24 protein-coding genes are annotated in these 23,057 nt (G+C 43.8%); 3 read left to right on the forward strand and 21 right to left on the reverse strand.

Translation table 11 applies throughout. From position 1 onward, the window contains the following. Positions 1–31: 31 nt before the first annotated feature. From FOC72_RS06295 to cdaA, 8 genes are all read right to left on the reverse strand, one after another. Complete coding sequence (locus FOC72_RS06295; RefSeq protein ID WP_002895964.1) at positions 32–412, reverse strand: RidA family protein; 381 nt, start codon at positions 410–412, stop codon at positions 32–34. A 213-nt stretch (positions 413–625) separates the two neighbouring features. Next, on the reverse strand, positions 626–787 hold the full coding sequence (locus tag FOC72_RS06300) for a hypothetical protein (protein ID WP_002895966.1): 162 nt from the start codon (positions 785–787) through the stop codon (positions 626–628). A gap of 11 nt (positions 788–798) precedes the next feature. Then, the gene (gene obgE / locus FOC72_RS06305; RefSeq protein WP_002895968.1) at positions 799–2,109 is read right to left on the reverse strand and encodes a GTPase ObgE; all 1,311 of its coding nucleotides are present in this window, start codon (positions 2,107–2,109) and stop codon (positions 799–801) included. Positions 2,110–2,159: 50 nt separating this feature from the next. Beyond that, a complete protein-coding gene (locus tag FOC72_RS06310) occupies positions 2,160–2,288 on the reverse strand; it encodes a DUF4044 domain-containing protein (protein ID WP_002895969.1) in 129 nt (42 codons plus the stop codon). Positions 2,289–2,405: 117 nt separating this feature from the next. Then, positions 2,406–4,091: an Ig-like domain-containing protein gene (locus tag FOC72_RS06315; RefSeq protein ID WP_002895971.1), complete on the reverse strand. Its 1,686-nt coding sequence runs from the start codon at positions 4,089–4,091 to the stop codon at positions 2,406–2,408. Positions 4,092–4,219: 128 nt separating this feature from the next. After that, positions 4,220–5,572, reverse strand: a complete 1,353-nt coding sequence (gene glmM, locus FOC72_RS06320; RefSeq protein WP_002895974.1) for a phosphoglucosamine mutase — start codon at positions 5,570–5,572, stop codon at positions 4,220–4,222. Between the two features lie 94 nt (positions 5,573–5,666). After that, positions 5,667–6,431, reverse strand: a complete 765-nt coding sequence (locus tag FOC72_RS06325) for a CdaR family protein (RefSeq protein ID WP_002895975.1) — start codon at positions 6,429–6,431, stop codon at positions 5,667–5,669. Then, positions 6,419–7,267 carry a diadenylate cyclase CdaA gene (cdaA, locus tag FOC72_RS06330; RefSeq protein ID WP_002895976.1) on the reverse strand — a complete coding sequence of 283 codons (849 nt, stop codon included), beginning with the start codon at positions 7,265–7,267 and terminating at the stop codon, positions 6,419–6,421. Before cdaA ends, FOC72_RS06325 begins: the two co-directional genes overlap by 13 nt. 232 nt (positions 7,268–7,499) lie before the next feature. Between cdaA and murT the strand changes: the two genes are divergently transcribed. The 3 genes from murT to FOC72_RS06345 are packed head-to-tail and all read left to right on the forward strand — an operon-like array spanning position 7,500 to position 9,904. Continuing rightward, a complete protein-coding gene (gene murT, locus FOC72_RS06335) occupies positions 7,500–8,843 on the forward strand; it encodes a lipid II isoglutaminyl synthase subunit MurT (RefSeq protein ID WP_002895977.1) in 1,344 nt (447 codons plus the stop codon). Then, positions 8,843–9,628 carry a lipid II isoglutaminyl synthase subunit GatD gene (gene gatD / locus FOC72_RS06340; protein ID WP_002895979.1) on the forward strand — a complete coding sequence of 262 codons (786 nt, stop codon included), beginning with the start codon at positions 8,843–8,845 and terminating at the stop codon, positions 9,626–9,628. The genes murT and gatD overlap by 1 nt, the downstream gene beginning before the upstream one ends. Before the next feature lie 18 nt (positions 9,629–9,646). Continuing rightward, positions 9,647–9,904, forward strand: coding sequence for a LapA family protein (locus tag FOC72_RS06345; protein ID WP_002895980.1), 258 nt, complete (start codon positions 9,647–9,649; stop codon positions 9,902–9,904). Between the two features lie 18 nt (positions 9,905–9,922). On the opposite strand, the gene FOC72_RS06350 is transcribed toward FOC72_RS06345, so the two are convergent. The 13 genes from FOC72_RS06350 to FOC72_RS06410 all read right to left on the reverse strand — a co-directional run bounded on the left by FOC72_RS06350 (position 9,923) and on the right by FOC72_RS06410 (position 23,056). Further along, positions 9,923–11,104 (reverse strand): MFS transporter, encoded by a 1,182-nt coding sequence (locus FOC72_RS06350; RefSeq protein ID WP_032914200.1) that lies wholly within the window; start codon positions 11,102–11,104, stop codon positions 9,923–9,925. A gap of 78 nt (positions 11,105–11,182) precedes the next feature. Next, on the reverse strand, positions 11,183–12,046 hold the full coding sequence (locus FOC72_RS06355) for an Rgg family transcriptional regulator (protein WP_002895982.1): 864 nt from the start codon (positions 12,044–12,046) through the stop codon (positions 11,183–11,185). Between the two features lie 453 nt (positions 12,047–12,499). Continuing rightward, positions 12,500–14,170, reverse strand: a complete 1,671-nt coding sequence (locus FOC72_RS06360; protein ID WP_174606303.1) for a DUF2971 domain-containing protein — start codon at positions 14,168–14,170, stop codon at positions 12,500–12,502. A 21-nt stretch (positions 14,171–14,191) separates the two neighbouring features. Continuing rightward, complete coding sequence (locus FOC72_RS06365; RefSeq protein ID WP_032914202.1) at positions 14,192–16,087, reverse strand: ABC-F family ATP-binding cassette domain-containing protein; 1,896 nt, start codon at positions 16,085–16,087, stop codon at positions 14,192–14,194. Positions 16,088–16,186: 99 nt separating this feature from the next. Continuing rightward, a complete protein-coding gene (locus FOC72_RS06370; RefSeq protein WP_002895985.1) occupies positions 16,187–16,552 on the reverse strand; it encodes a hypothetical protein in 366 nt (121 codons plus the stop codon). Between the two features lie 4 nt (positions 16,553–16,556). After that, positions 16,557–17,276 (reverse strand): matrixin family metalloprotease, encoded by a 720-nt coding sequence (locus FOC72_RS06375; RefSeq protein ID WP_032914204.1) that lies wholly within the window; start codon positions 17,274–17,276, stop codon positions 16,557–16,559. A 177-nt stretch (positions 17,277–17,453) separates the two neighbouring features. Next, the gene (locus FOC72_RS06380) at positions 17,454–18,314 is read right to left on the reverse strand and encodes a DNA/RNA non-specific endonuclease (RefSeq protein ID WP_002895987.1); all 861 of its coding nucleotides are present in this window, start codon (positions 18,312–18,314) and stop codon (positions 17,454–17,456) included. Between the two features lie 58 nt (positions 18,315–18,372). Then, positions 18,373–18,555 (reverse strand): DNA-directed RNA polymerase subunit beta, encoded by a 183-nt coding sequence (locus tag FOC72_RS06385; RefSeq protein WP_002895988.1) that lies wholly within the window; start codon positions 18,553–18,555, stop codon positions 18,373–18,375. Then, positions 18,548–19,828 (reverse strand): UDP-N-acetylglucosamine 1-carboxyvinyltransferase, encoded by a 1,281-nt coding sequence (gene murA / locus FOC72_RS06390; RefSeq protein ID WP_002895989.1) that lies wholly within the window; start codon positions 19,826–19,828, stop codon positions 18,548–18,550. The genes FOC72_RS06385 and murA overlap by 8 nt, the downstream gene beginning before the upstream one ends. Positions 19,829–19,895: 67 nt before the next feature. Continuing rightward, positions 19,896–20,126, reverse strand: a complete 231-nt coding sequence (locus FOC72_RS06395) for a DUF1146 family protein (protein WP_002895990.1) — start codon at positions 20,124–20,126, stop codon at positions 19,896–19,898. Between the two features lie 173 nt (positions 20,127–20,299). Further along, positions 20,300–20,722 carry a F0F1 ATP synthase subunit epsilon gene (locus tag FOC72_RS06400; RefSeq protein ID WP_002895991.1) on the reverse strand — a complete coding sequence of 141 codons (423 nt, stop codon included), beginning with the start codon at positions 20,720–20,722 and terminating at the stop codon, positions 20,300–20,302. A gap of 7 nt (positions 20,723–20,729) precedes the next feature. Continuing rightward, positions 20,730–22,136 (reverse strand): F0F1 ATP synthase subunit beta, encoded by a 1,407-nt coding sequence (atpD, locus tag FOC72_RS06405; RefSeq protein ID WP_002895993.1) that lies wholly within the window; start codon positions 22,134–22,136, stop codon positions 20,730–20,732. A 38-nt stretch (positions 22,137–22,174) separates the two neighbouring features. Continuing rightward, on the reverse strand, positions 22,175–23,056 hold the full coding sequence (locus tag FOC72_RS06410; protein ID WP_002895995.1) for a F0F1 ATP synthase subunit gamma: 882 nt from the start codon (positions 23,054–23,056) through the stop codon (positions 22,175–22,177). Between the last annotated feature and the right edge of the window lies 1 nt (position 23,057).

The following is a 23,057-nucleotide window of genomic DNA, read 5'->3' on the forward strand; positions in this document are numbered from 1 at the left end:
CCGTCAAAGAGTGGTTTTCCCCTGCTCTTTTTTAGAGAATCTCGGCAATAACCTCAATCTCAATTTTCACATCCTTAGGCAGGCGAGCCACTTCGACTGCTGAACGAGCTGGAAATGCTTCAGTAAAGGCTGTTTTGTAAACTTCATTAAAGGCCACAAAATCATTGATATCACTCAAGAAGCAAGTAGCCTTGACCACATGGTCAAAATCTGTTCCAGCGGCTTCCAAAATGGCTGAAACATTTTTCAGTACCTGCTGGGTTTGCTCTTCAATAGTTGTCCCAATGATTTCTCCAGTTTCAGGAGACAGGGGAATCTGCCCGCTCGCAAACAAAAGATTGCCCACAATTTTTCCTTGAACATAAGGTCCAATCGCTGCTGGTGCTTTATCTGTATGAATCGTTTTTGCCATAATTATCACTTCTCCTACTTATTTTTTTCATTATACCATAAAATAGCAAGCAATGGCCACGACAGATTGATAAGCCTTGACTTTTTCCATTTTTTCATTGATGAGGTCCTTAGAAGCTAAAAGGAAATCGACTTACCTATCAGAACCCATTTTTTAAGATTTAAAAACACTGAGAAATTTTTCCCAGCGTTTATAGTTTCAAAATCAGAAGTTTTATTCCTCTTCTGCTTTCGCTAATGCTTCTCTTTCCAGACGCAGCTTGCGTTTGGGGTTGAGTTTATTAAAGAGCTCTTCTAGCTTTTCTGCATTCCAGACATCAGCTGCAGAGACAAAATTTCCATTTTCATCGCGGAAGGATATTGGTTTATCACCCATTGCAAGCCTCCTCAGTCAACGAATTCAAACTCAAACTTGCCGATGCGAACCAGATCCCCATCCTTGGCTCCGCGAGCGCGAAGAGCTTCATCAACTCCCATACCACGAAGCTGACGGGCAAATTTCATGACTGCCTCATCACGGTCAAAGTTGGTCATATTAAAGAGCTTCTCAAGCTTGTCACCTGACAGCACCCAAGTCGCATCATCATCACGAGAAATTTCAAAGGCTGGCGCTTCTTCGTCAAAGCCGTAGTAAGCTTCTTCTTCCATTTCAGACTCATCATAAAGCAAGAACTCTGGTGTCTTATCCAGTAACTCTGCAGTCGCATCTAAGAGGGTCGCAAGGCCCTGCTTGGTCAGACTGGAAATCGGGAAGATTTGCGGTAGTTCCGCAAACTCATCATAATTAGCCGATAATTTCTCTTTGAATATCTTGAGATTTTCAGCACTATCTGGCATATCCATCTTGTTAGCAACAATAATCTGCGGGCGCTCCATAAGACGAAGATTATAGGATTCCAACTCTTTATTGATAGCTAGATAGTCCTCATAAGGATCACGCCCCTCACTAGCTGACATATCGATGACATGCAGGATGACCCGTGTCCGCTCAATATGACGGAGAAACTGAGTTCCCAGTCCGACCCCTTGGCTGGCTCCCTCAATCAAACCTGGTAGATCTGCTACTGCAAAGGACTCTCCAGAGTGAGTACGAACCATTCCTAGATTGGGCACGATTGTCGTAAAATGATAGGCACCAATCTTAGGCTTGGCTGCTGTAATAACACTAAGCAAAGTGGATTTCCCGACAGATGGGAATCCGACCAGACCAACGTCTGCTAGGACCTTGAGCTCCAGCAGAAGCTCTCGCTCTTGACCTGGTTCTCCGTTCTCAGAAATCTCCGGAGCAGGATTTTTAGGCGTTGCAAAGCGGATATTTCCGCGACCGCCTCGGCCACCACGCGCTACGATAAATTCTTGGCCATTTTCTACCAAGTCCGTCAGCACCTTGCCCGTCTCAGCATCACGAACCGTCGTCCCCTGCGGTACACGAACAATCAAGTCCTCAGCTCCACGGCCATGCATACCCTTGGTCATACCCTTTTCACCAGACTGAGCCTTGAAGTGGCGATTGTAGCGAAAGTCCATCAGGGTACGCAGGCCCTCGTCTACGACAAAAACAACATTGCCGCCACGACCTCCATCACCGCCCCAAGGACCGCCATTAGGGACATATTTTTCACGGCGAAAGGCCACCATGCCATCACCACCATTGCCAGCCTTAACTTGAATCTTTGCTGTGTCTAAAAACATACTCATTTTTTCTATTCTCTTTTTCTAGTCTAAAAAAACGCCCTGAAGCGTTTGGATTAAAAGATTGCGCTGAGAGCGGAAGCAAAGATAGCTCCAACTGTCACGATGAGCATGATAATCACGACCAGCATCGTCAATTTTTCAAATCCTGTTTTTTTACGTTGTCCGTTATCTCCAAAAGCCACGATAACACCTCTATCCTTTAAAAATTACTAGATCTATTCTAACATGATTGCTCCGTTTTTTCAAATGGAAAAGTATGTAAAAAGGCTTTAAGAGAAAACTCTTAAAACCTTTGAATCTTATCTAGTCTTCTTTTGAAGAAAGACATAGCTTCCAAAGCCAACTAAGATTGCCAAACCTGCAACTGACAGCCAAAGTGTAGTTTCTTGACCAGTCTTAGGCAGAACTTTTTTGTTGCCTCCTGCAGCACCCGGATCATTGGTACCATTGTTTGAATTGTTATTTCCATTTCCTGGATTGTCTGTTCCACCCTTTGGATTATCGGAACTGTTACCAGGGGTATTGTTACCATTACCTGGGGTATTATTCGGATTATTGTTTGGATTGTTGTTAGGGTTGTTATTTGGATTGTTTGGATTGTTATTATTTCCAGGGTTAGGTGGCTGAACTGCCTTGCCTGGATCATTACCTCTATAGGTATTTGTAAAGACAGGATCCAAATCATATTTAACAGAGCCCAAAAACTCACCATTCACATCTTTAACAGTAACTGTCAGCTGAGCTTCCTTGTCATCATAGATGTAGTTAGCATCATTACCCGGAATTTCCTTAATGCTGTAGCGGTAGTCACCAGCTGCATTGTAGTTCAAGGCTTTAAAATTGATAGAACCGTCAGCTTCATTGGTAGCTGTTTGAAGCAAAGCACCATTTTCATCAAAGAGACCAAAGGTAAATTGACCCTTCTCTAACACTTTATTGACAAGTTTTTTCTGTGCCTGAATCTTCACATCTTTTGCTAGCACAGCGCTTCCTTTACCAGAGCCCTCTTCCAAGCGTACTGACTTAGTAATAGTGCGTTCTGGGAAGCCTTTTGCTGTCCAAGACAGGGTGTTGTTAACCACATCCCCCACTTTAGTACCTTCTGGTACACGAGTAGAGTACTCGATGTACATTGGCCAGTTGTAGTTATCGCCAAAGTTAATGGTAAAACCGTTAGCATCGCCATTAGCGTTTTGAGTTAGAACTGCCTTGTTAGTAAAGTTATCAACTACTGGCAGAGTCAGGATATGAGCTTCATTGCGAATACCACCTGCAACAGGAGCATAACGAACTGCACGTAGAGTACCCGGTACCAGTGTCAGACCATCACCAAAGTTGTCTGAAATTACCATGTTGCGAAGCATGTCCTGTCTTGCATTCAGGATAATGCGCCATTTAACAATACTCGGATCAGTGCTGTCCTGGTAGCCATATTTCATTTCATACTCACCAGCAGTTCCTTCTTCTTTCTGGTATTGGAAAGAAAAGTCTGTCTGGCCAAATTTGAAGGAAACAGGACCTGTTTCTTTGACTTTTTCGTTATTGATGCGAACGTTAAAGCCCAAAGATAGCTCTTTCTTTTGGGTATAGTTTGTAAAGTAGTTACTGAAAGTCACTGTAACTGACTGAGTCGCCGGGTCAGTTTGAGCTGTACCGACTAACTCTCCCGTATGATTAACAACATCATAGACATCGAAGTTTAAGGCAGTAATCAGACTTAATTCTTCCGGAAGTTTAAAAGTCAGGGTATCCCCTTCAGCTATATTTTGAGCCGCTGGAAATGTGAAGTTGGTTGTTACAGACAAGGTTTCATTAGTCTTAACAGTTGAGTCACTTGTTAATGGCTCACCATCCTTAGTAATGCTGGTTTGCTGACTGTATTCAGTTACTTCAGAAGCCTGAGTTCGAGCAGCAAAACCTAAACCTGTAACAATAGCTGTTAATAAGATAAGAATTTTAAAAATAATTGTATTTTTATTTTTCATCTTTTTCTCCTTTCATAGCTTATTATACCAAGAGTATTGCAATTTATCAACATTTTGTATCAAAGTGTTTAAATATTCACATAAATGTAAAAAAACCAAGACGTTATGTCTCAGTTTCTTTACGTTTATTAGTCTATCCCAATTTCATCTCGAACAACATTAGCAATGGTATCTACATAATAATTTACTTCTTCGTCAGTCGGTGCTTCAGCCATGACCCTCAGCAGAGGTTCTGTTCCGCTCGGACGAACCAAAATCCGGCCATTGCCAGCCATTTCGGCTTCCATTCTCTCAATCACCGTCTTGATAGCTGGGACTTCCATCGCCTTGTCCTTCATACTGTTTTCCACACGGATATTGACTAGTTTCTGCGGATAGATGGTTACTTCGGCAGCTAATTCAGAAAGTTTCTTACCTGTTTCCTGCATGACCTTGGTCAATTGCACAGCTGAAAGCTGACCGTCACCTGTCGTATTGTAGTCCATGATGATAACATGTCCAGACTGCTCGCCACCTAGATTATAGCCATTCTTGCGCATTTCCTCTACAACATAGCGGTCACCGACTGCGGTCACAGCCTTTTGAATACCTTCACGCTCCAAAGCCTTATGGAAGCCTAGGTTAGACATGACGGTCGTAACAATGGTATTCTGTGCCAGCTCGCCTTTTTCAGACAGGTACTTACCGATGATGTACATAATCTTGTCACCATCTACCAGTTCGCCATTTTCATCCACAGCAATCAAGCGATCGCTATCTCCATCAAAGGCCAGACCAATCGCTGCACCAGACTCACGGACAACCTCCTGCAGAGCTTCTGGATGCGTAGAGCCGACATTTAGATTGATATTGAGGCCGTCTGGATTTTCTCCGATAATGGTCAACTGTGCGCCTAGATCCGCAAAAATCTGACGGGCACTGGTTGAAGCCGCACCGTTGGCCGTATCTAAAGCTACATGCATTCCTTCTAGTTCTAAGCCGGTTGATACCAAGTATTGTTGGTACTTGCGCAGTCCTTCTGGATAATCCACCAAGTCACCCAAACCTTCTGCGCTTGGACGTGGCAGGGTATCTTCTGCTGCGTCCAGCAAAGCTTCGATTTCCAACTCACGCTCATCATCCAGCTTATAGCCGTCACCACCAAAGAATTTGATACCATTATCCAAAGCTGGATTGTGGCTGGCAGAAATCATGACTCCGGCGCTGGCTTTCTCTGACTTGACCAGATAAGCTACACCAGGCGTTGCAATGACACCCAATTTATAGACATGAATCCCAACGGACAAAAGTCCTGCAACCAAGGCGCTTTCCAGCATTTCTCCTGAAATTCGAGTGTCCCGGCCAACAAAGACCCGAGGAACTTCACTTTCGTGCTGGCTCAGAACATAACCACCAAAGCGGCCAAGTTTAAAGGCCAATTCCGGCGTTAATTCCACATTTGCTTCTCCGCGAACACCATCAGTTCCAAAGTATTTACCCATTATAAATAGTTTCCTTTCATAAGACCTGGATGTAAAGATTTAGGCTGCAAGCAAGGCAGACCGCTTTAATCCAAGTTTATTTTCAAAATTTTATTTAGTTTTTATTTGATGAGCTCGTATTTGAGCTACTGCTAGAGGAGGACGAGCCAGAGTTGTCTGCTGTTTTAGTGTTGACACGCATAGTCGTTTCAAATGGTGTCACCACGCTTGGCATGACATTCCCCTGTCCATCAACAGCCTGCAGCGGCGCTGTCCCGCTATAGTTGCCGGTGATAATGACATTGGTCGGGAGAATAGCTACGACATATTCAATCTTAGACAGGGTCTCCTCGTCACTGGTAACTGTAGCTTCCTTATTTTCCAAGGTCACACCACTGATCGTCACATTCTCAGCTACCTGGCTGTCTGTGATGAGGTAGCGGACCTCAACCTTCTTGCTGGCCTTTTTACCAATCTTAACAGAAATCTTCTGCGGAGTCACTGCAGCAGTCAGACCGCTTGGCAGATTTTCAACCTTTAGCGGGATTTCTACTGTTCCTTCTGTAGCCTTGGAAAGATCAGCTACGACTCGAAACTTCCGAGTACTTTCCTGCATTTCACTGGCTAGATTGACCCGGTTGGAGCCTGTCAGGGCAACGGAAACTTCAGAAGTAAAGCCGCTGATAAAGTAATTCTCGCTGTCATATTTGATGTCAATTGGCACATTGGAAACCGTATTGGTATAAGTTTCAGATGTGACCTGTCGAACTCCAGTATTGTTTTGATAACTGCTAGAGGTTGCATAGACAAAAAGCACTAGGGCAAAGAAAAACGAAGAGATGATATAAAGAATTTTTTTACGTTTTTTCATTTCTTCCATCCTCCCATGAAGCGTTTTTTCAAACCTGCTGGCTTGTCCTGCTCTGATAAGAAGACCTTTCTCAGCTCTATCTCAAACTCATCCAAAGTCAAATCATGCTTGAAAATTCCATTGTGCGTAGTGGAAATCCCACCTGTTTCTTCTGAAACGACAAAAGTAAAAGCATCTGATACTTCAGACAGGCCAATAGCTGCGCGGTGCCGGGTTCCAAACTCCTTAGAGATGCCGCTGCTTTCTGTCAGAGGCAGGTAGGCACAGGAAGCCGCAATCTTATTGTTTTTTATGATGACAGCTCCATCGTGCAATGGCGTATTGGGGATGAAAATGTTGATTAGCAGCTCTCCGGACACATCTGCATCCAAAGGAATCCCTGTTGCAATGTATTCCTGCAAGGTTCGGGTTCCCTGAATGGCCACCAAAGCCCCGATTTTCCGCGGACTCATATAGGCAACAGACTTGACAAAGGCCTGAACCATTTTTTCTTCGTCACTGATGGGCGTCACAGAAAAAATATCCGTTGCTCGGCCCAGCTTTTCCAATCCTGCCCGAATCTCAGGCGAGAAAATCACCACGGCCGCAATGACCCCGTAAGTGATGACCTGATTAATCAACCAAGAAATGGTCGTCAAGCCGATGATATTGGCAAAAAACTGTGCCAAGATAAAGAAGAGCACCCCGCGGACCAGAATCATAATCTTCGTACCAGCAATGGCCTTGATTAGATAATATAGAATCCATGCGACGATAGCGACGTCAATAATATTAATTACAATCCTCCAAGGGTCAGAAAACAAACTGGCCCAATATTGGAGATTGGTTAGTTGTTGAAAATTCATACTTAGACTTCCTACTCCTCTACAAGCAAAATCAAGCAGCTGTAGCAACAAATCGAACTTATTAAACCTAGTAACAGCCTGATTTCACCTTGTAATTAGAGTTCACTCAATTAACTTCTCTCTTTTTATTTTACAGTGGGTCTTAATGCTTAAAGACTTACCAACCCATTATATCACGTTTGTCAATATTTTTCTGTAACCTTCTTTACTTTTTTATGATAAAATATTTCTTATGAAGATAAATACAGCATTGGGCCTCTTGGCAGGCAAGTCCTCCCACTTTGTTCTCAGCAAAATGGGACGCGGCTCTACTCTGCCGGGGAAAGTTGCCCTGACATTTGATAAAAATATTTTACAGAACCTAGCGAAGAACTATGAGGTCGTGGTTATTACCGGAACCAATGGTAAAACTCTGACTACAGCTCTGACAGTGGGTATTCTCAAGGAAGCCTTTGGAGAAGTGGTGACCAACCCCAGTGGTGCCAATATGATTACCGGGATTACCACAACCTTCCTGACTGCTAAAAAAGGCAAATCTGGCAAACATATCGCTGTGCTGGAAATAGATGAAGCCAGCCTATCTCGGATTTGTGATTATATCAAGCCTAGTCTCTTCGTCTTTACCAATATTTTCCGCGACCAGATGGACCGCTATGGTGAGATTTACACGACCTACCAGATGATTCTGGATGCTGCAGCTAAAGTGCCTGAAGCGACTGTGCTGATGAATGGCGACAGCCCCCTCTTTAACTCGGTAACCCTGAAGAATCCTGTCCGCTACTATGGATTTGATACCGAGAAAGGCCCAGCTCAGCTGGCTCACTACAATACAGAGGGCATCCTCTGCCCCAAGTGCGAGCATATCCTCAAGTATGAGCTCAACACCTATGCTAATCTGGGAGCTTATATCTGTGAGGACTGTGGCTTCAAGCGTCCTAAACTGGATTACAGCCTGACCGCTCTCAAAACACTCGAGCATAACCGCTCTGCCTTTACCATTGATGGTCAAGACTATCAGATCAATATTGGCGGCCTTTATAATATCTACAATGCCTTGGCCGCTGTATCAGTGGCTCAGTTCTTTGGTGTTGAGCCGGCTACTATTAAGGATGGCTTTGACAAGAGCCGAGCTGTCTTTGGCCGTCAGGAAACTTTCAAAATCGGCGATAAGGAATGTACCTTAGTCTTGATTAAAAATCCGGTCGGGGCGACCCAAGCACTGGATATGATTGGACTGGCACCTTTTGACTTTAGCTTGTCCGTTCTGCTCAATGCCAACTATGCGGACGGCATTGATACCAGCTGGATTTGGGATGCCGACTTTGAGAAGATTCTAGAGATGGAGATTCCTCATGTCATTGCAGGCGGTGTCCGCCACTCTGAGATTGCTCGTCGACTGCGGGTTACGGGCTATCCAGCAGATCAAATTACCGAAGTCAAGGATTTGGAAGCAGTCTTTAAGACCATTGAACAGCAAGAAACCAAGCATGCCTATATCTTAGCAACTTATACTGCTATGCTGGAATTCCGCGAGCTACTGGCAGAACGACAAGTGGTCAGAAAGGAGATGAAATAATGGTATACAGAACCCTCACTTCTCCTGAAAACCAGAACTATTGCTACGATATAAAGATTGCTCATCTCTATGGCAATCTCATGAATACCTACGGCGACAACGGCAATGTCCTCATGCTCAAGTATGTGGCTGAAAAGCTAGGTGCTAGGGTTGAAGTCGATATCGTCTCTCTAGAAGATGACTTTGACAAGGACAGCTACGACATCGTCTTCTTTGGCGGAGGTCAAGACTATGAGCAAACGATCGTGGCTCGTGACCTGCCAGCTAAAAAAGAAGCTTTGGAAAGCTTTATCAATGAAAACGGCGTAGTGCTAGCTATCTGCGGTGGGTTCCAACTCTTAGGCCAATACTATATCGAAGCTTCTGGCCGACGAATCGAAGGCCTGGGCATCATGGGTCACTATACCCTCAACCAGACCAAAAACCGCTATATCGGTGACATCAAGATTCATAACGAAGAATTCAATGAAACCTACTACGGCTTTGAAAATCACCAAGGACGCACCTTCCTCTCGGACGATGAAAAACCTCTGGGCAAAGTCGTCTATGGAAATGGCAACAATCAAGAGGATGGTTGCGAAGGCGTTCATTATAAAAATGTCTTTGGCTCCTACTTCCATGGTCCCATCTTGTCCCGCAATGCGAACTTGGCCTACCGTCTGGTGACCACCGCTCTGAAAAATAAGTATGGCTCAGATATTGAACTGGCCGCTTATGAAGATATCCTAGCCCAAGAAATCCCAGAAGAATACGGAGATATCAAGAGCAAGGCAGAGTTTGAATAGATAAACAGGAGAATCACTATGAAAGAAAAATTGCACTATATCCTGCTTTTAATTACCGTTCTATTAGTTGCTGGTATTTCCTTGGCCAATATGCAGAGTGTCAATGTTAGCTTTATCCTATTTAGCTTCAAACTTCCCTTAATCATATTGATTTTGGTCTCAGTGCTCCTAGGCTCTGTCACGACCTTTCTCATCAGCATGCTAAAAAACTTCTCGCTGAAAAAAGAGCTTAAGAAAACCAAAGAAGCACTTAAAAATTCCCATACAGAAAACTAGGTTGGAAATCACTCCAGCCTAGTTTTTTTGTATTCTCTTTTGATAAAGGTAGGAAATCAAAGCCAATCCCATCACTCCGAAACCAATCAGAAGAAAGGAAAGGGTGTGGACACTCGGCAGAAGAGTCATCAGAAAAGTCGCAGGGGGCATGAAAAGAATTGCCAAAGTGTAAATAGTCGAGAAAACGCGGCCTAGATACTGCTTGTCCACCTTGGTCTGAACCTGGCTGAAGAAATGAATATTGAAAACAGTCATAAAGAGCTCACAGATAAGATTACCAGAATAAGAAAAATAGGAAAGAACTGGTAGCAAGGCAGAGACACCCATGACTGCGACTCCGACACCGGTCAATAGCAGGGCTAGGAGTAGATTTCCCATACTGGCCTTAACCTTGCTAGCTAGAATGGCTCCAATGATTGAGCCTATAGCACCCAAACTCAGAATACTTGCATAAGAGCTTGTCTTGCCATAGAGCTGATTGGTAAAAGGCAATAGATAATTAAAGGCCGCAAAGAAAAAGTTGACTGCGGAAGCTACTAAGAGCAGAAAGAAAATCTCTTTTTGCTGACGGATATAAACTAAACCTTCCTTGATATCTCCCAGGATATTTCCAAAATTGATGGGAGACTTCTGCTTGCTTGGCTCATGATTGGGCAGAAAGTAAACCAAGGCAAAAGCCAGAAAGAAGCTCAGCGCATCCAGCTGAAGAGTCACGCGCAGATTTGCATACTGCATCACAATAAAAGACAAAACTGGAGCTGAGACACTGATAACCTGCAAGGCCAATTCCAGATGAGAATTGTAGGTTACGATGTCTTCCTTGTCTACAATTTCGGTAATATAAGACTTATTAGCTGGCCGAGAAAAAGCAAAGGCTATAGCCTGGACCACATTAGCAAAAATCAGCGCTCCAATCATGAGCTGGTCATTTGAAATAAAAGAAATCAGCAGACAAAGACCAGCACAAATCAAATCTGTTACCATCAAAACCTTACGCCTGGAAAAGCGGTCCGTAATGGCTCCTCCAAAAGGATTGAATAAGATAGAAGTAACTAGCTCTGATATCTGGTAAATGCCCAAGACCATCTGTCCCAGAGCTCCCAAAGAAGCAAGCCAGATGCTATTCCCATAATCATAAAGCATATTCCCAATTTTATTAATAGCAGCCCGTGTAATCAGCTGTGCTGCCTGTCGATTCATAAAAATACCTCCTTCCATTTCTGAAACTATTGTATCAGGAATGGAGGGAGGTTCTTTATTTTTCCCATATTTGGGAAATTATGCTTTTACAAACTTATCGAAATGCTCTTGATAATAGGCGACTTGCTCAGGTAAATTCAGCACTTCAAAGATGTGCATGGCTTCCTGCATTTGCTTGATGCCCTGCTTCTTCTCCCCCTTCTGATAAGCTGCAAAACCCTTGAGATAGAGGAATACATTGCGTTCATAGAGTTTGATGCCCTTGCCAATGATTTTCTCTACGTAAGCCTCAAAATAACTAGCCTTATCAAAAGAACGACTTTCCAAACAATGCTGGTAACAATTGAGGGCTAAAATCAAGACTAGTCTCTTATGGCGACCGATTTCTTTGTAGTAGTCCTCCCGCTCCATGACTTCCTTGCCCAGACGGTAGACATAGTCCACATCATAAAAACTATAGAGATTGCCAAAGAGAATCAGCTCATACATGGTCCAGTCTTCCACTTGGAAAAGATAATCAGCCACCTTATCTAAATCCTCTTGCCTCATGCGAAACTGGCTGTCTCGCTGACAAATCAAGCCCTGCATCAAAATCCAATTCAGCTCATAGTAAAGAGGCGCACTGCTGGCCTTGGCCTTTTCCAACTGCTCCGCTTGCAAGTCTTGAAATCCCTTGATGTCATTTGAGTAGTAAAGAGGGATAATCTTACCCATCATGGCCACGTGCTCATGCTGCTGGAAATTCCGTGCCTTGTCCATAAAATTTTCAAGGGTCACATGAATATTATCCAAGAGATTTAAAAATTTCGAGAGGGTCATGTCCGACTCACCCAGCTCAAAACGAGACAGCTGAGAGGTAGAGCAAACCTGACCCGCCGCTTCCTTCAATGAATAATGCCCATTTAAACGAAAATCACGAAAAACTTTACCTAAATCTTCCATTTGTTTACCACTTCAATTCCTTTAATTGCTGTTTCGCTTCCCTAGTCGCTCTTTCAAAACTACCTTCACCGTCCCTTGTTCGGATTTTATTTTCAGACGAGGCTCTTTTCGTCAAAATCTTATCTTCTGAAAATCGGAAAAGGCAGATTCTGCTAAAAGAGCTCGTCAGAAAATAGAAAGTTCGGGATTTGCTCTCAGACCAACCGTCAGAAAATCTGACAGAGTCATTTTGCTCCAAAATAGCTTTTCAGAAAATCTGACGGACTGACTTGTCTTTAAAAGAACTTAGATTACATGAAGAATGTTTTATTTTCCTCGAAAAAATCTCAGAACACATGTAAAAGTTCGTCTCTTGCTCTCAGGGAAAAAATCTTTCTTGAAGAATCTTCCTTTTTGCCACAAAATCAGAAATTCCACATATGGTCCGAGAAATTTCCTGATAGAAACAAATAATTAGCGATACGAAATCTCTGATTGAGTTACTTCAATATTTGGATCGACATACTTGATGTACGGTGCAACAAAGTCAATATCATCACAGTTAGGACCTAGTTTAATTTTGGAGTATTTTAATTCTTTGTCAATATAGACATATAGACCAGGAATGACACTATTAGAACTATCGCTAGTAAAAATTTCACTCTCCTTACCTTCATAAGATTTAATAATCCGATACTCATTTTCATAGCTATAATCTGACTCTTTAAATAAATAGCGAATATCATCTATTAATTTCAAAGCCGAAGAAGAGTATTTTCTTTTATTTTCGTCCTCTTTAATTTTGTCAAATGCTGATTTTATTGCATCGATTTCCTTTTTTAGTGTATCTGACTCAACTTTATAACAAACTTTATAAATTTCTATTCCATCATCCATTAAACTTTTAATATAATCTGAATGATAAGTTAAATTAATTCCCTTCGCATCGTCACCGTATTGTTTCCACATTGGAAGACTATCATCTAGCTTTTGATCTTCTTTAATTTGTGTCATAGAAGCAAAGAAGAACGGCGAGGTAGCATAATCAGTTTCAGGTAGATACTTTTTTTCAATTCCTATGAGATTAAACAATGTATATCCTTCGTTCGGATCATTCATCTGTCTAGCATTGCTTAGCCGTAATCTAGAATAGTTTATATTCTCATCAGATTTGTTAGAATCTTTTTTATTATTGTCTGATTTATAAAGCAAAAATTTCAATGTACCTAAGGAAGTATAGTGAATAAATTCTTTATCGTTTGAAGTGTATCTTAATTCTTCCTTAATCTTCTCTACACTAGCCGATATCTCTTTCAATTCCTTATTTTCAATAGTTTCTAATTCTGATTTTAATTGTTCAAAATCAGTCTTATCAATCAATGATTTTAAAAAAACATACCCCTTATAATTTTCATCCTGATACGATTTGTCTTTATAAGCTCTCACCAATTTATTTAATAAAACAAAATCATAATTACATCCTTCAATAATAATTGAAATTAATTCTTTCTTCTCATCCAACTGTTCATCTTGTAATAACTTTAAAACATGATTACAAATAAGATCTAAAAATTCTTCAGTAGATAAATAATTTCCAACATTCAAACGTTCATTAATTTCTTTAAGATATCGCTCTAACTTAATTATATCCTCACTTTTTGTAACCCCATCATTTCTTAATAGAGCTTTTTTTACACCCTCGTTTTCTTTTATGTCATCAGATAACTCTATAACTGTTAAATCTCGAAATACTCTTAAAAAATATTCATAGCTAGATAATCCAAGAGTGTATAGCCGTTGATAAAAAGATGCATTATGTGCAAGTGAATAATAATTCTTATTTATACATTCAACCTTCTTATCATCTGGAAAATAAAATGTGTTATGCAAATAATCATCAAACATTTGAATACTGATATTCTTTATATTAGATACATTATCCTGTTTCTCAATATTTGGATTATAGAATCTATATCTCCCTAAAAGAGTTTCATTCAAGCTTTGATCATAGTAACATACTGTATAAGTTAAATAATAGCCATAATCATTCCAATCATCTGGGTAAAATACGATAGTATTCGGAGCTTTTTTACTTTTTACTAAATTTTTATAATATAATACATTATCCCAAGCAATATTAAACATAGTATCTATTCCTTTCTACTCCTACACCTTCTCCGCCAAATCTTCCCATTCTAGCATGGCTTCTTCTTGGGCGGCAGTCAGCTGGTCGATTTGCTGCTGGCTCTCCATGAGTTCGGCGGCGTCATTAGTAGCCTGCATGGCTTCCTGAAGCTGACTGATCTGAATGTCCAAGTCCTCGATTTGTGCTTCCAATTGCTCTAGGCGGCGGGCCAGCCGGCGCTGTTCTTTCTGGTTTTCCTTTTGAAGCTGATAGTCATTGGCAGGTGCTGGCTTGTCAGGACTGGACTGCTCCGTCTCCTCACACAAGGCTTCCTGCTCTGCCTTTTTCTCCAGATAGTAGTCATAATCACCCAGATAAAGGGTGGAGCCTGTTTCAGAAAGCTCGATGATCTGGGTGGCCACACGATTGATAAAGTAACGGTCATGGCTGACAAAGAGCAAGGTGCCGTCAAAGTCAATCAGAGCATTTTCCAGCACTTCCTTGCTGTCAATGTCCAGATGGTTGGTCGGCTCGTCCAGAATGAGGAAGTTGTTGTTTTCCATAGACAGCTTGGCTAGAAGTAGCCGCGCCCGCTCTCCACCTGATAGCATGCCGACAGACTTCTTGACATCGTCTCCCGAGAAGAGGAAAGCGCCTAAGCGACTGCGAATCTCGACCTCTGGCGTCAGCTTGAAGTCATTCCATAGCTCATCGAGAACCGTATTGCTGGGAGTCAGTTTACTCTGGGTCTGGTCATAGTAGCCCACTTCCACATTAGCCCCCAGCTGCTCCTTGCCTCTGATGAAGGGCACTTGCCCGATTAGTGATTTAATCAGAGTCGTCTTTCCAATCCCATTTGGCCCGACAATAGCTACCGCATTAAACTTGCGAATATCGAGGTTAATTGGCTCCGATAGGACTTCCTCGCCATAGCCAATAGCCGCATCTTCCAGGGTCAGAACAACATTGCCCGAAACTTTATCAGATTTGAAGGTCATATTAGCCGAGCGGCTGCCGGTCTCCGGCTTGTCCAAACGCTCCATCTTTTCCAGCTGCTTACGACGGGACTGAGCCCGCTTGGTTGTGGAAGCCCGAACCAGATTGCGATTGACAAAGTCCTCCAGCGCAGCGATTTCTTTCTGTTGCTTTTCATAGTTCTTGGCTTCAGTGGCCAGCTTTTGCTCCTTTTGGACCACGAAAGTAGAGTAATTGCCCACATAGCGATCCAAGGAATGCTTGGTCAAGTCCAGCGTGATGGTCGCAACCTTGTCTAGGAAATAGCGGTCGTGGCTGACGATGATCAGGGCACCGCTGTAGTTGATTAAGTAAGTCTCCAGCCAGGCAATGGTCTCGATATCCAAGTGGTTGGTCGGCTCGTCCAGTACCAGCAGTTCTGGCTTTTCCAAAAGCATCTTAGCCAGAGCCAGACGGGTATTCTGACCGCCTGACAGTTCAGAAATCTTCATCTGCCACATGGACTGGTCAAACTTGAAGCCATTCAAAATAGCTCGAATATCGGCCTCGTAGGTAAAACCACCTTTCTGGCGAAAATCCTCTGAAAGCTCGTCATACTGGGTCATGAGAGCAGTCAGATCTTCCCCTGACAATTCTCCCATTTGCAGCTCCATCTGCCGCAAGCGCTTCTCTTGCTGACGCAGACTATCAAAGACCAGCAGCATCTCGTCGTAGATAGTATTCTCCGACTCAAAGCGGCTGTCCTGAGCCAGATAGGACAAGGACAGGTCTCGTTTTTTATTGATCTGACCAGACGTAGGCTCTTCCTCGCCCACCAAAATCTTGAGCAGGGTTGACTTCCCAGCTCCATTTTTACCAACGAGGGCAATCCGATCACCCTCATCCACTTGCAGGTTAATATTGTCAAAAAGAAGCTCCCCTGCAAAAGAGCGCTCAATCTTGCTTGCTTGTAAAATAATCATAAGACCATTATAGCAAATTTCCAGAAGCACAGCTATCAGAATTCAAGAGAAAGCGAACTCAGCTCCCCAAAAGAAAAAAGACAGTCATAGCTGACTGCCTTACATAAAACTATTGAGAATAGATTGATTCTGCAAAATCAGATAAATTCCCAGCAGAATCAGAACTACAAAGACAACAAATTTAATCATTCCCTTGATCAGACGAATAACCAGAAGGATAATCATGGACCCGACTAGCCACATAAAGGCGGAATTGTGAAAAAATCCCTGAACTGCCTCAATATTCTGGCCGAAGAAGACCTGAATGGGCGCCGGAACATGATTTTCCCAAGCCGCTGTCACTCCTAGCTGGTTGGCAATCTCATTGCCGCTTTTCCATAGCCAGACAAAGATTCCTGAGTTAAAAACAAAGAGAAAAACTTGCTCTGGAAAGTGTCGAATCAAGTAAAAAATAGATTTTAACATAGGCTTACGATTGATACAAGTCTTTTACAGCCTGGATATCTGTCGGCTGGATACTGTAAAATGAGCCTGCTGACTGCATCACTGATTCCTCCTCATTATGGTCTAATCCGATAGCATGGCCCAATTCATGCGCTGCTGTATTGACAATCCGCTCATGAGAATAGGCATAGCGACTGTCCAGCAGGTAGTAACTATTAAGGCGAACCGTGACATGGGTAAACCGCTTGGTTAGGAGATTGGTCTGTGACTCAGCTTCACCAGCTGCACTGACGTTACCATCGTTCATCTCCGTCGCAACAATGTCCGCCTTGTCTTTGTCATTGATGATTTGAAAGGTGAAGGCACCTGTTTGATTCCAAGAATCAATAGCCTCCTTATAGGCTGAACGGAAGGTTTCATTGTTTGTATCGATATAAATCGTGGCGCTTGGCTGTTCCCAACGAGCCCCTGTTGTTGCATGCTCATCTGTCAGCTGATCCGTCTGCGTCTCCTCACTGCTGTGAAGCCCCGTGGAAATGCCTTGGTGATTTAAAAATTGATCCACTCTGCCAACAGCTGTCTGAACAGCCTGCGTCAGTCCCTCGGTGCCTGGCTCTGTCGAAGTGGTAAAATAGAAAATTCCGACAATAACCATAAAGCTCAGGACAAAGGACCAGGCAAGTCCCCAAACCACGCGCCCAATCAGACGCATGAGGAACCGGATGCTTTTAAAAATAAGTCCCATCGCAACCTCCTTTACTAGATTGTAAGAGAACGTTGATTTTATCACCGCTTTCTTAAAGAAGACTGAAAAATTAGCCTTCTTTCTATCTATTATTATAAAAGAAAATGACTACAAATCTGCAACCATTTCTTTTCATACTATTGAATACTCTTTGCAAAATCATTTTTGAGTATAAAATTAAGAACCCGTATCCAGACTGACCCTGCCACTATTATAGTCCAGGCGAATCCCTTTTTGCACATTCGGGATAAAGACATTAAATTCTAAACTGCCATCGCTGGACTTGGCCTCTAAATGTGACCCAACCGGTACTAAATCAGTCTCCGTGGCATAAATCAAGGTTACCCGGTAGCGCACTCGCTTGTTCTTATCCAAAGCCTTACGGATCTTTGTCTCATAATAATTCTGCCCTGTCGAATCCGCTTCATTGGCTTGGTTGGACCAGGCCGTCTGCACAGCGATATTGGCAGGATTGCTAGTAGAAGCATCAAAGCCCTTCAAACCACCAATCAGCGAATAGGCCAAGAGATGTCCTCTGTCCACAGCATGATTGTACTCACCAGGGAGGTTCTTGAGTTGATGCCAGCCTGCCGGTACCCATGAAGTGTTGGCATTTCCAGTTTCTTCCCGTTTTTTGTACTGGCGGGTAGACTTGGATAAAAAGGCATTCGCTACTGTCGGAAGGGTTTGCCCTTGTACAAGCTTGGTCTTATTGTCAGCGTAGGGCTTACTAGAAATCCCCGCATCCAAGTCTGTCTTATTTCCATTCACAATAAAGGCGCCAGCTCCATTCCATTCAATGCTGCCTTTGAGTTGAGCTCGGACAGCATCCGTCAGAACGCTCTCAGCCAGTTCCCGACTAGGGGTGCCCTGATCTTGAACTTGCCCAACTCTTATTTCTGAATTTGGACTCTGAAGTGGCTGCTGACCATCCTGTCCCCAGAAATAGCCAGCCAGCGCCAAAATCAAGGCCAGAGTCAGCCCAGCCCAGCCTTGCAGGCTCTTAGAATTCCTTTTCTGACTAGTCTTTCTTTTCATCTTCTTTCTTTCAACTTAGCAAACTGGATTCATTTCAGCCAGTCTGTTCGACTAGGAGCTAGTTTCCAGTAAACTTCCCGATTAATTCTTGCCAGGTTTCTGGTGAAAAAACTGAGCCCTTACCGTTTCCGATAATGTTATAGCCAATCATCAGAGACACGAAAAAGAGAATCACGGCTACCAGGAGAACCAACAGAACAAGGCCAATCTGCCGGCCTAAATATTTAAGATTTTCACTCATCGTCTTCTTCCTTTACACGCTTCACTTTGGCTCCCAAGGCTGCCAATTTCTCATGGAATTTATAGTAGCCTCGGTCTAAGTGTACAAGCTTGCTGACCTTAGTCTCGCCTTCAGCAATCAAGCCCATCAAAATCAAAGTCGCACTGGCCCGAAGGTCTGTTGACATGACTTCAGCCCCCTGAAGACTGCTGCCGCCCCAGATACGAGCTGTGTCACGCATGATATCAGATTGCAGCCCCATCCGACGCATTTCCTCTAGATGCTGGAAGCGGTTCTCAAAGACAGTCTCAATCATCGTAGACTCGCCCTTGGCCATAGCCATGAGAGCCGTAAACTGAGCCTGCATGTCCGTTGGGAAACCTGGATAAGGAAGGGTCTTGACCGCAACCGGTCTAAGTTTCGAAACATCGGAACGAATCCGAATCCCTTCATCTTCCTCTGTCACTTCCACTCCCATTTCCTGCATTTTAGAAAGCAGGGGACGGTTGTGCTCCCAAATGGCATCCTCAATCAGCAAGTCACCACTGGTCATAGCTGCAGCAACCATAAAAGTTCCTGCTTCGATACGGTCTTGAACCACATTATGCTTAGCCCCGCGCAGCTGGTCCACTCCGACAATCGTCAGAGTCTCAGTACCTGCTCCTCTGACCTTGGCTCCCATTTCATTTAAAAAGAGGGCTAGGTCAACGATTTCAGGCTCCCGAGCAGCATTTTCAATCACTGTCATACCTTGAGCCAGCGTCGCAGCCATCATGATATTTTGCGTTGCTCCCACACTAGGAAAGTCCATGTAAATGTGGGCACCCTTGAGTCGCTCTGCCTTCGCTTCGATATAACCCGCTGTTTGGGTAATCTGAGCGCCCATGGCTTCTAAGCCCTTCAGGTGCAAGTCAATGGGCCGACTGCCAATCGTACAGCCGCCTGGCATGGAAACCTTGGCATGACCATTACGAGCTAGAACTGGCCCCAAAACAACGATAGACGCTCGCATTTTGCTGACGTATTTGTAAGGTGCCTCCTCAGACAAGGGCTGGGTGGCATCCACAACAACTGTATTTTCTTCCTGATTAAAATCCACCTGAGTGTTTAAACCGCGGACCACATTGTTCATGGTAAAGACATCAGACAAGACCGGAACATTTTTCAAAACAGACTGACCCTCGCTAGCCAAGACTGTCGCTGCCAAGAGAGGCAGGACCGCATTTTTTGCTCCTTCAATCTTGACCTTTCCGACCAAGCGATTATCTCCACCTTGAATAATAATTTTTTCCATACCGGTTCCTTACTCTAAATTTTTAAAATCATCCATACTATCATACCATAAAATCAAAAATATGACCTTATAAAGTACCGTTAAAAATCGCCCGGCTCATATCGTAAATACCGATGAAGAACAGGCTGACTAAATATCCCAAGGCAATACTGAACAAGAGAATCAAAAAGCGAATTTTCATCGCATTATCGGCATTAACCTTGAAAAATCTCTCCCACTCAACAACCGTTGACAGCAGATGAAAGGCAAAGAAAATAAAGAGCAAATGACTGCATAATTTAAAAACAACTTCTACCATAACTTTTATTATACCACAAGACTCCAGTCAGGGACGAACTAAATAGTCCCCCCTTTTTCTTTGGAAAAGAAAACTGAGACAGTTCTGCCTCAGTTTTGCGTATTCAGTTTGTATTCATGAAAGCATATTACCAGATGATGAACTACTTCCATCAATCTAGGCAAAATGGCTTCTTATAATCTTGTTCCGACATTGATCCGGTTGATCGCCCGTTGCAGGGCAATCTTAGCCCGGCGTTCTTGGTCAATCAAATGCTTATCATGTGCTTCTTCGATTTCTTGCTCAGCTCGGAGCTTAGCCCGCTCAGCCCGACTAATGTCGATATCTCGCTCACGCTCAGCTGAGTCCGCCACAATGGTAATGACATTATCTGCAATTTCAATGATTCCGCCATTAACCGCAATCCAGTCGATATGCTTGTCATCATCAACCCGGCGCACCTTAACCTGATCCACTTCTAAAACAGCGATGGTATTGATGTGGCGGGGCAAAATCCCCAGCTCACCCTCAATGGTCTTTACGGAAACAAATGCAGCATGGTGATCATAAATAAGACCATCCGGTGTCACGATTTGTACTGTCATTTGAGCCATCATTCACCTCTTAGAATCCCATTTTCTCAGCCTTGGCCAATACATCCTCGATGGAGCCCACACCACGGAAGGCATCTTCTGGCAGCTTATCGTGTTTACCTTCTAGGATTTCCTTGAAGCCACGAACCGTTTCAGCTACTGGCACATAGGAACCTGGCTGGCCGGTAAATTGCTCCGCCACATTGAAGTTCTGTGATAGGAAGAACTGAATCCGCCGCGCACGTGCTACCAGTGTCTTCTCATCGTCAGACAACTCGTCCATACCAAGGATAGCAATGATGTCCTGCAATTCATGATAACGTTGCAAGACCCGCTTAACCTCTGCTGCCACTGCATAGTGCTCTTCTCCGACAATCTCTGGTGAAAGGGCACGAGAGCTGGAAGCGAGTGGATCCACGGCAGGATAAATTCCCAGCTGAACCAATTTCCGTTCTAGGTTGGTCGTAGAGTCCAAGTGAGCAAAAGCTGTCGCTGGTGCTGGGTCAGTATAGTCATCGGCTGGAACATAGATAGCTTGGATGGAAGTAACGGAACCTTTCTTGGTTGAGGTAATCCGTTCTTGTAACTGTCCCATTTCTGTTGCAAGTGTTGGTTGGTAACCAACGGCTGACGGCATGCGGCCCAAAAGGGCAGACACTTCCGAACCAGCCTGCGTAAAGCGGAAGATGTTGTCAATAAAGAGCAGCACGTCCTGACCTTCCACATCACGGAAATATTCCGCGATAGTCAGTCCGGTAAGAGCAACCCGCATCCGAGCTCCTGGCGGTTCATTCATCTGACCAAAGACCATAGCGGTCTTTTCGATAACGCCAGACTCTTTCATTTCCCAGTAGAGGTCATTCCCTTCACGCGTCCGTTCACCAACACCTGTGAAGACAGAAATCCCTCCATGCTCTTGGGCAATGTTGTGGATCAATTCCTGAATCAGGACAGTCTTCCCTACTCCGGCACCACCAAAGAGGCCAACTTTCCCACCTTTCAGATAAGGTGCCAGAAGGTCGATAACCTTGATCCCTGTTTCCAAGATTTCTGATGAGGTTGATAGTTCATCAAAGGTCGGTGCCTTTTTATGAATCGGCTGGCGCTCTGCATCTTCTGCAAAAGGCGCATCCAAGTCGATAGTGTCTCCTAGGACATTAAAGACCCGGCCCAGAGTTTCCTTGCCGACCGGCACAGAAATCGGACGACCAGTATCCAAGACCTCTAAACCACGTGTCAAACCATCGGTCGACTCCATGGCAATGGTCCGCACCACACCGTCACCAAGCTCAAGAGCTACTTCAAGGACGATTTTTGATTTTTTCTCATCATTTTTATAGACTACAAGTGCATTATTTATCTCAGGTAGTTTGTCTCCGGCAGCAAACGCAACGTCTACGACCGGCCCGATAACCTGAGCAATTTTGCCTGAGCTCATGTTTTTTCCCTCGTTTAATTTCTAATTCATTTGTGGCCTTATTCTAGGGCACTTGCACCCGCCACGATTTCAGTAATTTCCTGCGTAATGGCAGCTTGCCGAGCGCGGTTATACTGAATAGTCAAATCACTGATGACCTTTTTAGCATTGTCTGTTGCTGTCTGCATAGCAGTCATACCGGCAGCATTCTCAGCCGTCTTAGCATCAATAATGGCACCGTAAATCATGCTCTCTGCAAACTGGGGCAGCAGTTGATCCAAGATAGAATCCCGACTGGACTCCAGTTCCAGATTCAGCGTATAATCTTCATCAGCTTCATTGGGATCCAAGTCAATGATTGGCAGCATCTGCTCCACCCGCATCTGACTGGTCAGACTGTTGACATGGTGGTTATAGCAGACATAGAGCTCATCAAAGAGCTCATTCTGATACATCTCAATGGTCTTGCTAATGATTTTACGGACCTCATCAAAGCTAGGCTGGTCGGCTAGACCACGCAGTTCATAAACTGGCTGAATCCCCCGAGCTCGGAAGAAATCAGCACCAACACTTCCGATACAGATGACTTCAAAGTCCTCTCCAGTCGGATGGTACTCAGCTTTCAGCTCCATCAAAGCCTTGAGAATGGTTGCGTTATAACCGCCTACCAGACCGCGGTCAGAAGTAATGACGATATAGGCTGATTTCTTAACTGGCCGACTGATTAACATCGAGTGATGACGGGCATTTTCTGCCTCGTGGCCATGTAGCATATCCGTAACTAACTTACGCACTTTCTGGGCATAGACCTGAAAGTTCTTAGCTGCCTCCTCAGATTTTCCCAGCTTGGCAGCAGAAACCATCTGCATGGCATTGGTGATTTGACTGGTGTTTTTCGTGGATGCAATTTTATTTTTAATATCATTTAATGAAACTGCCATC

It is taken from the genome of Streptococcus sanguinis (genome assembly GCF_013343115.1).
In the GTDB taxonomy this organism is placed as follows: Bacteria; Bacillota; Bacilli; order Lactobacillales; family Streptococcaceae; genus Streptococcus; species Streptococcus sanguinis_H.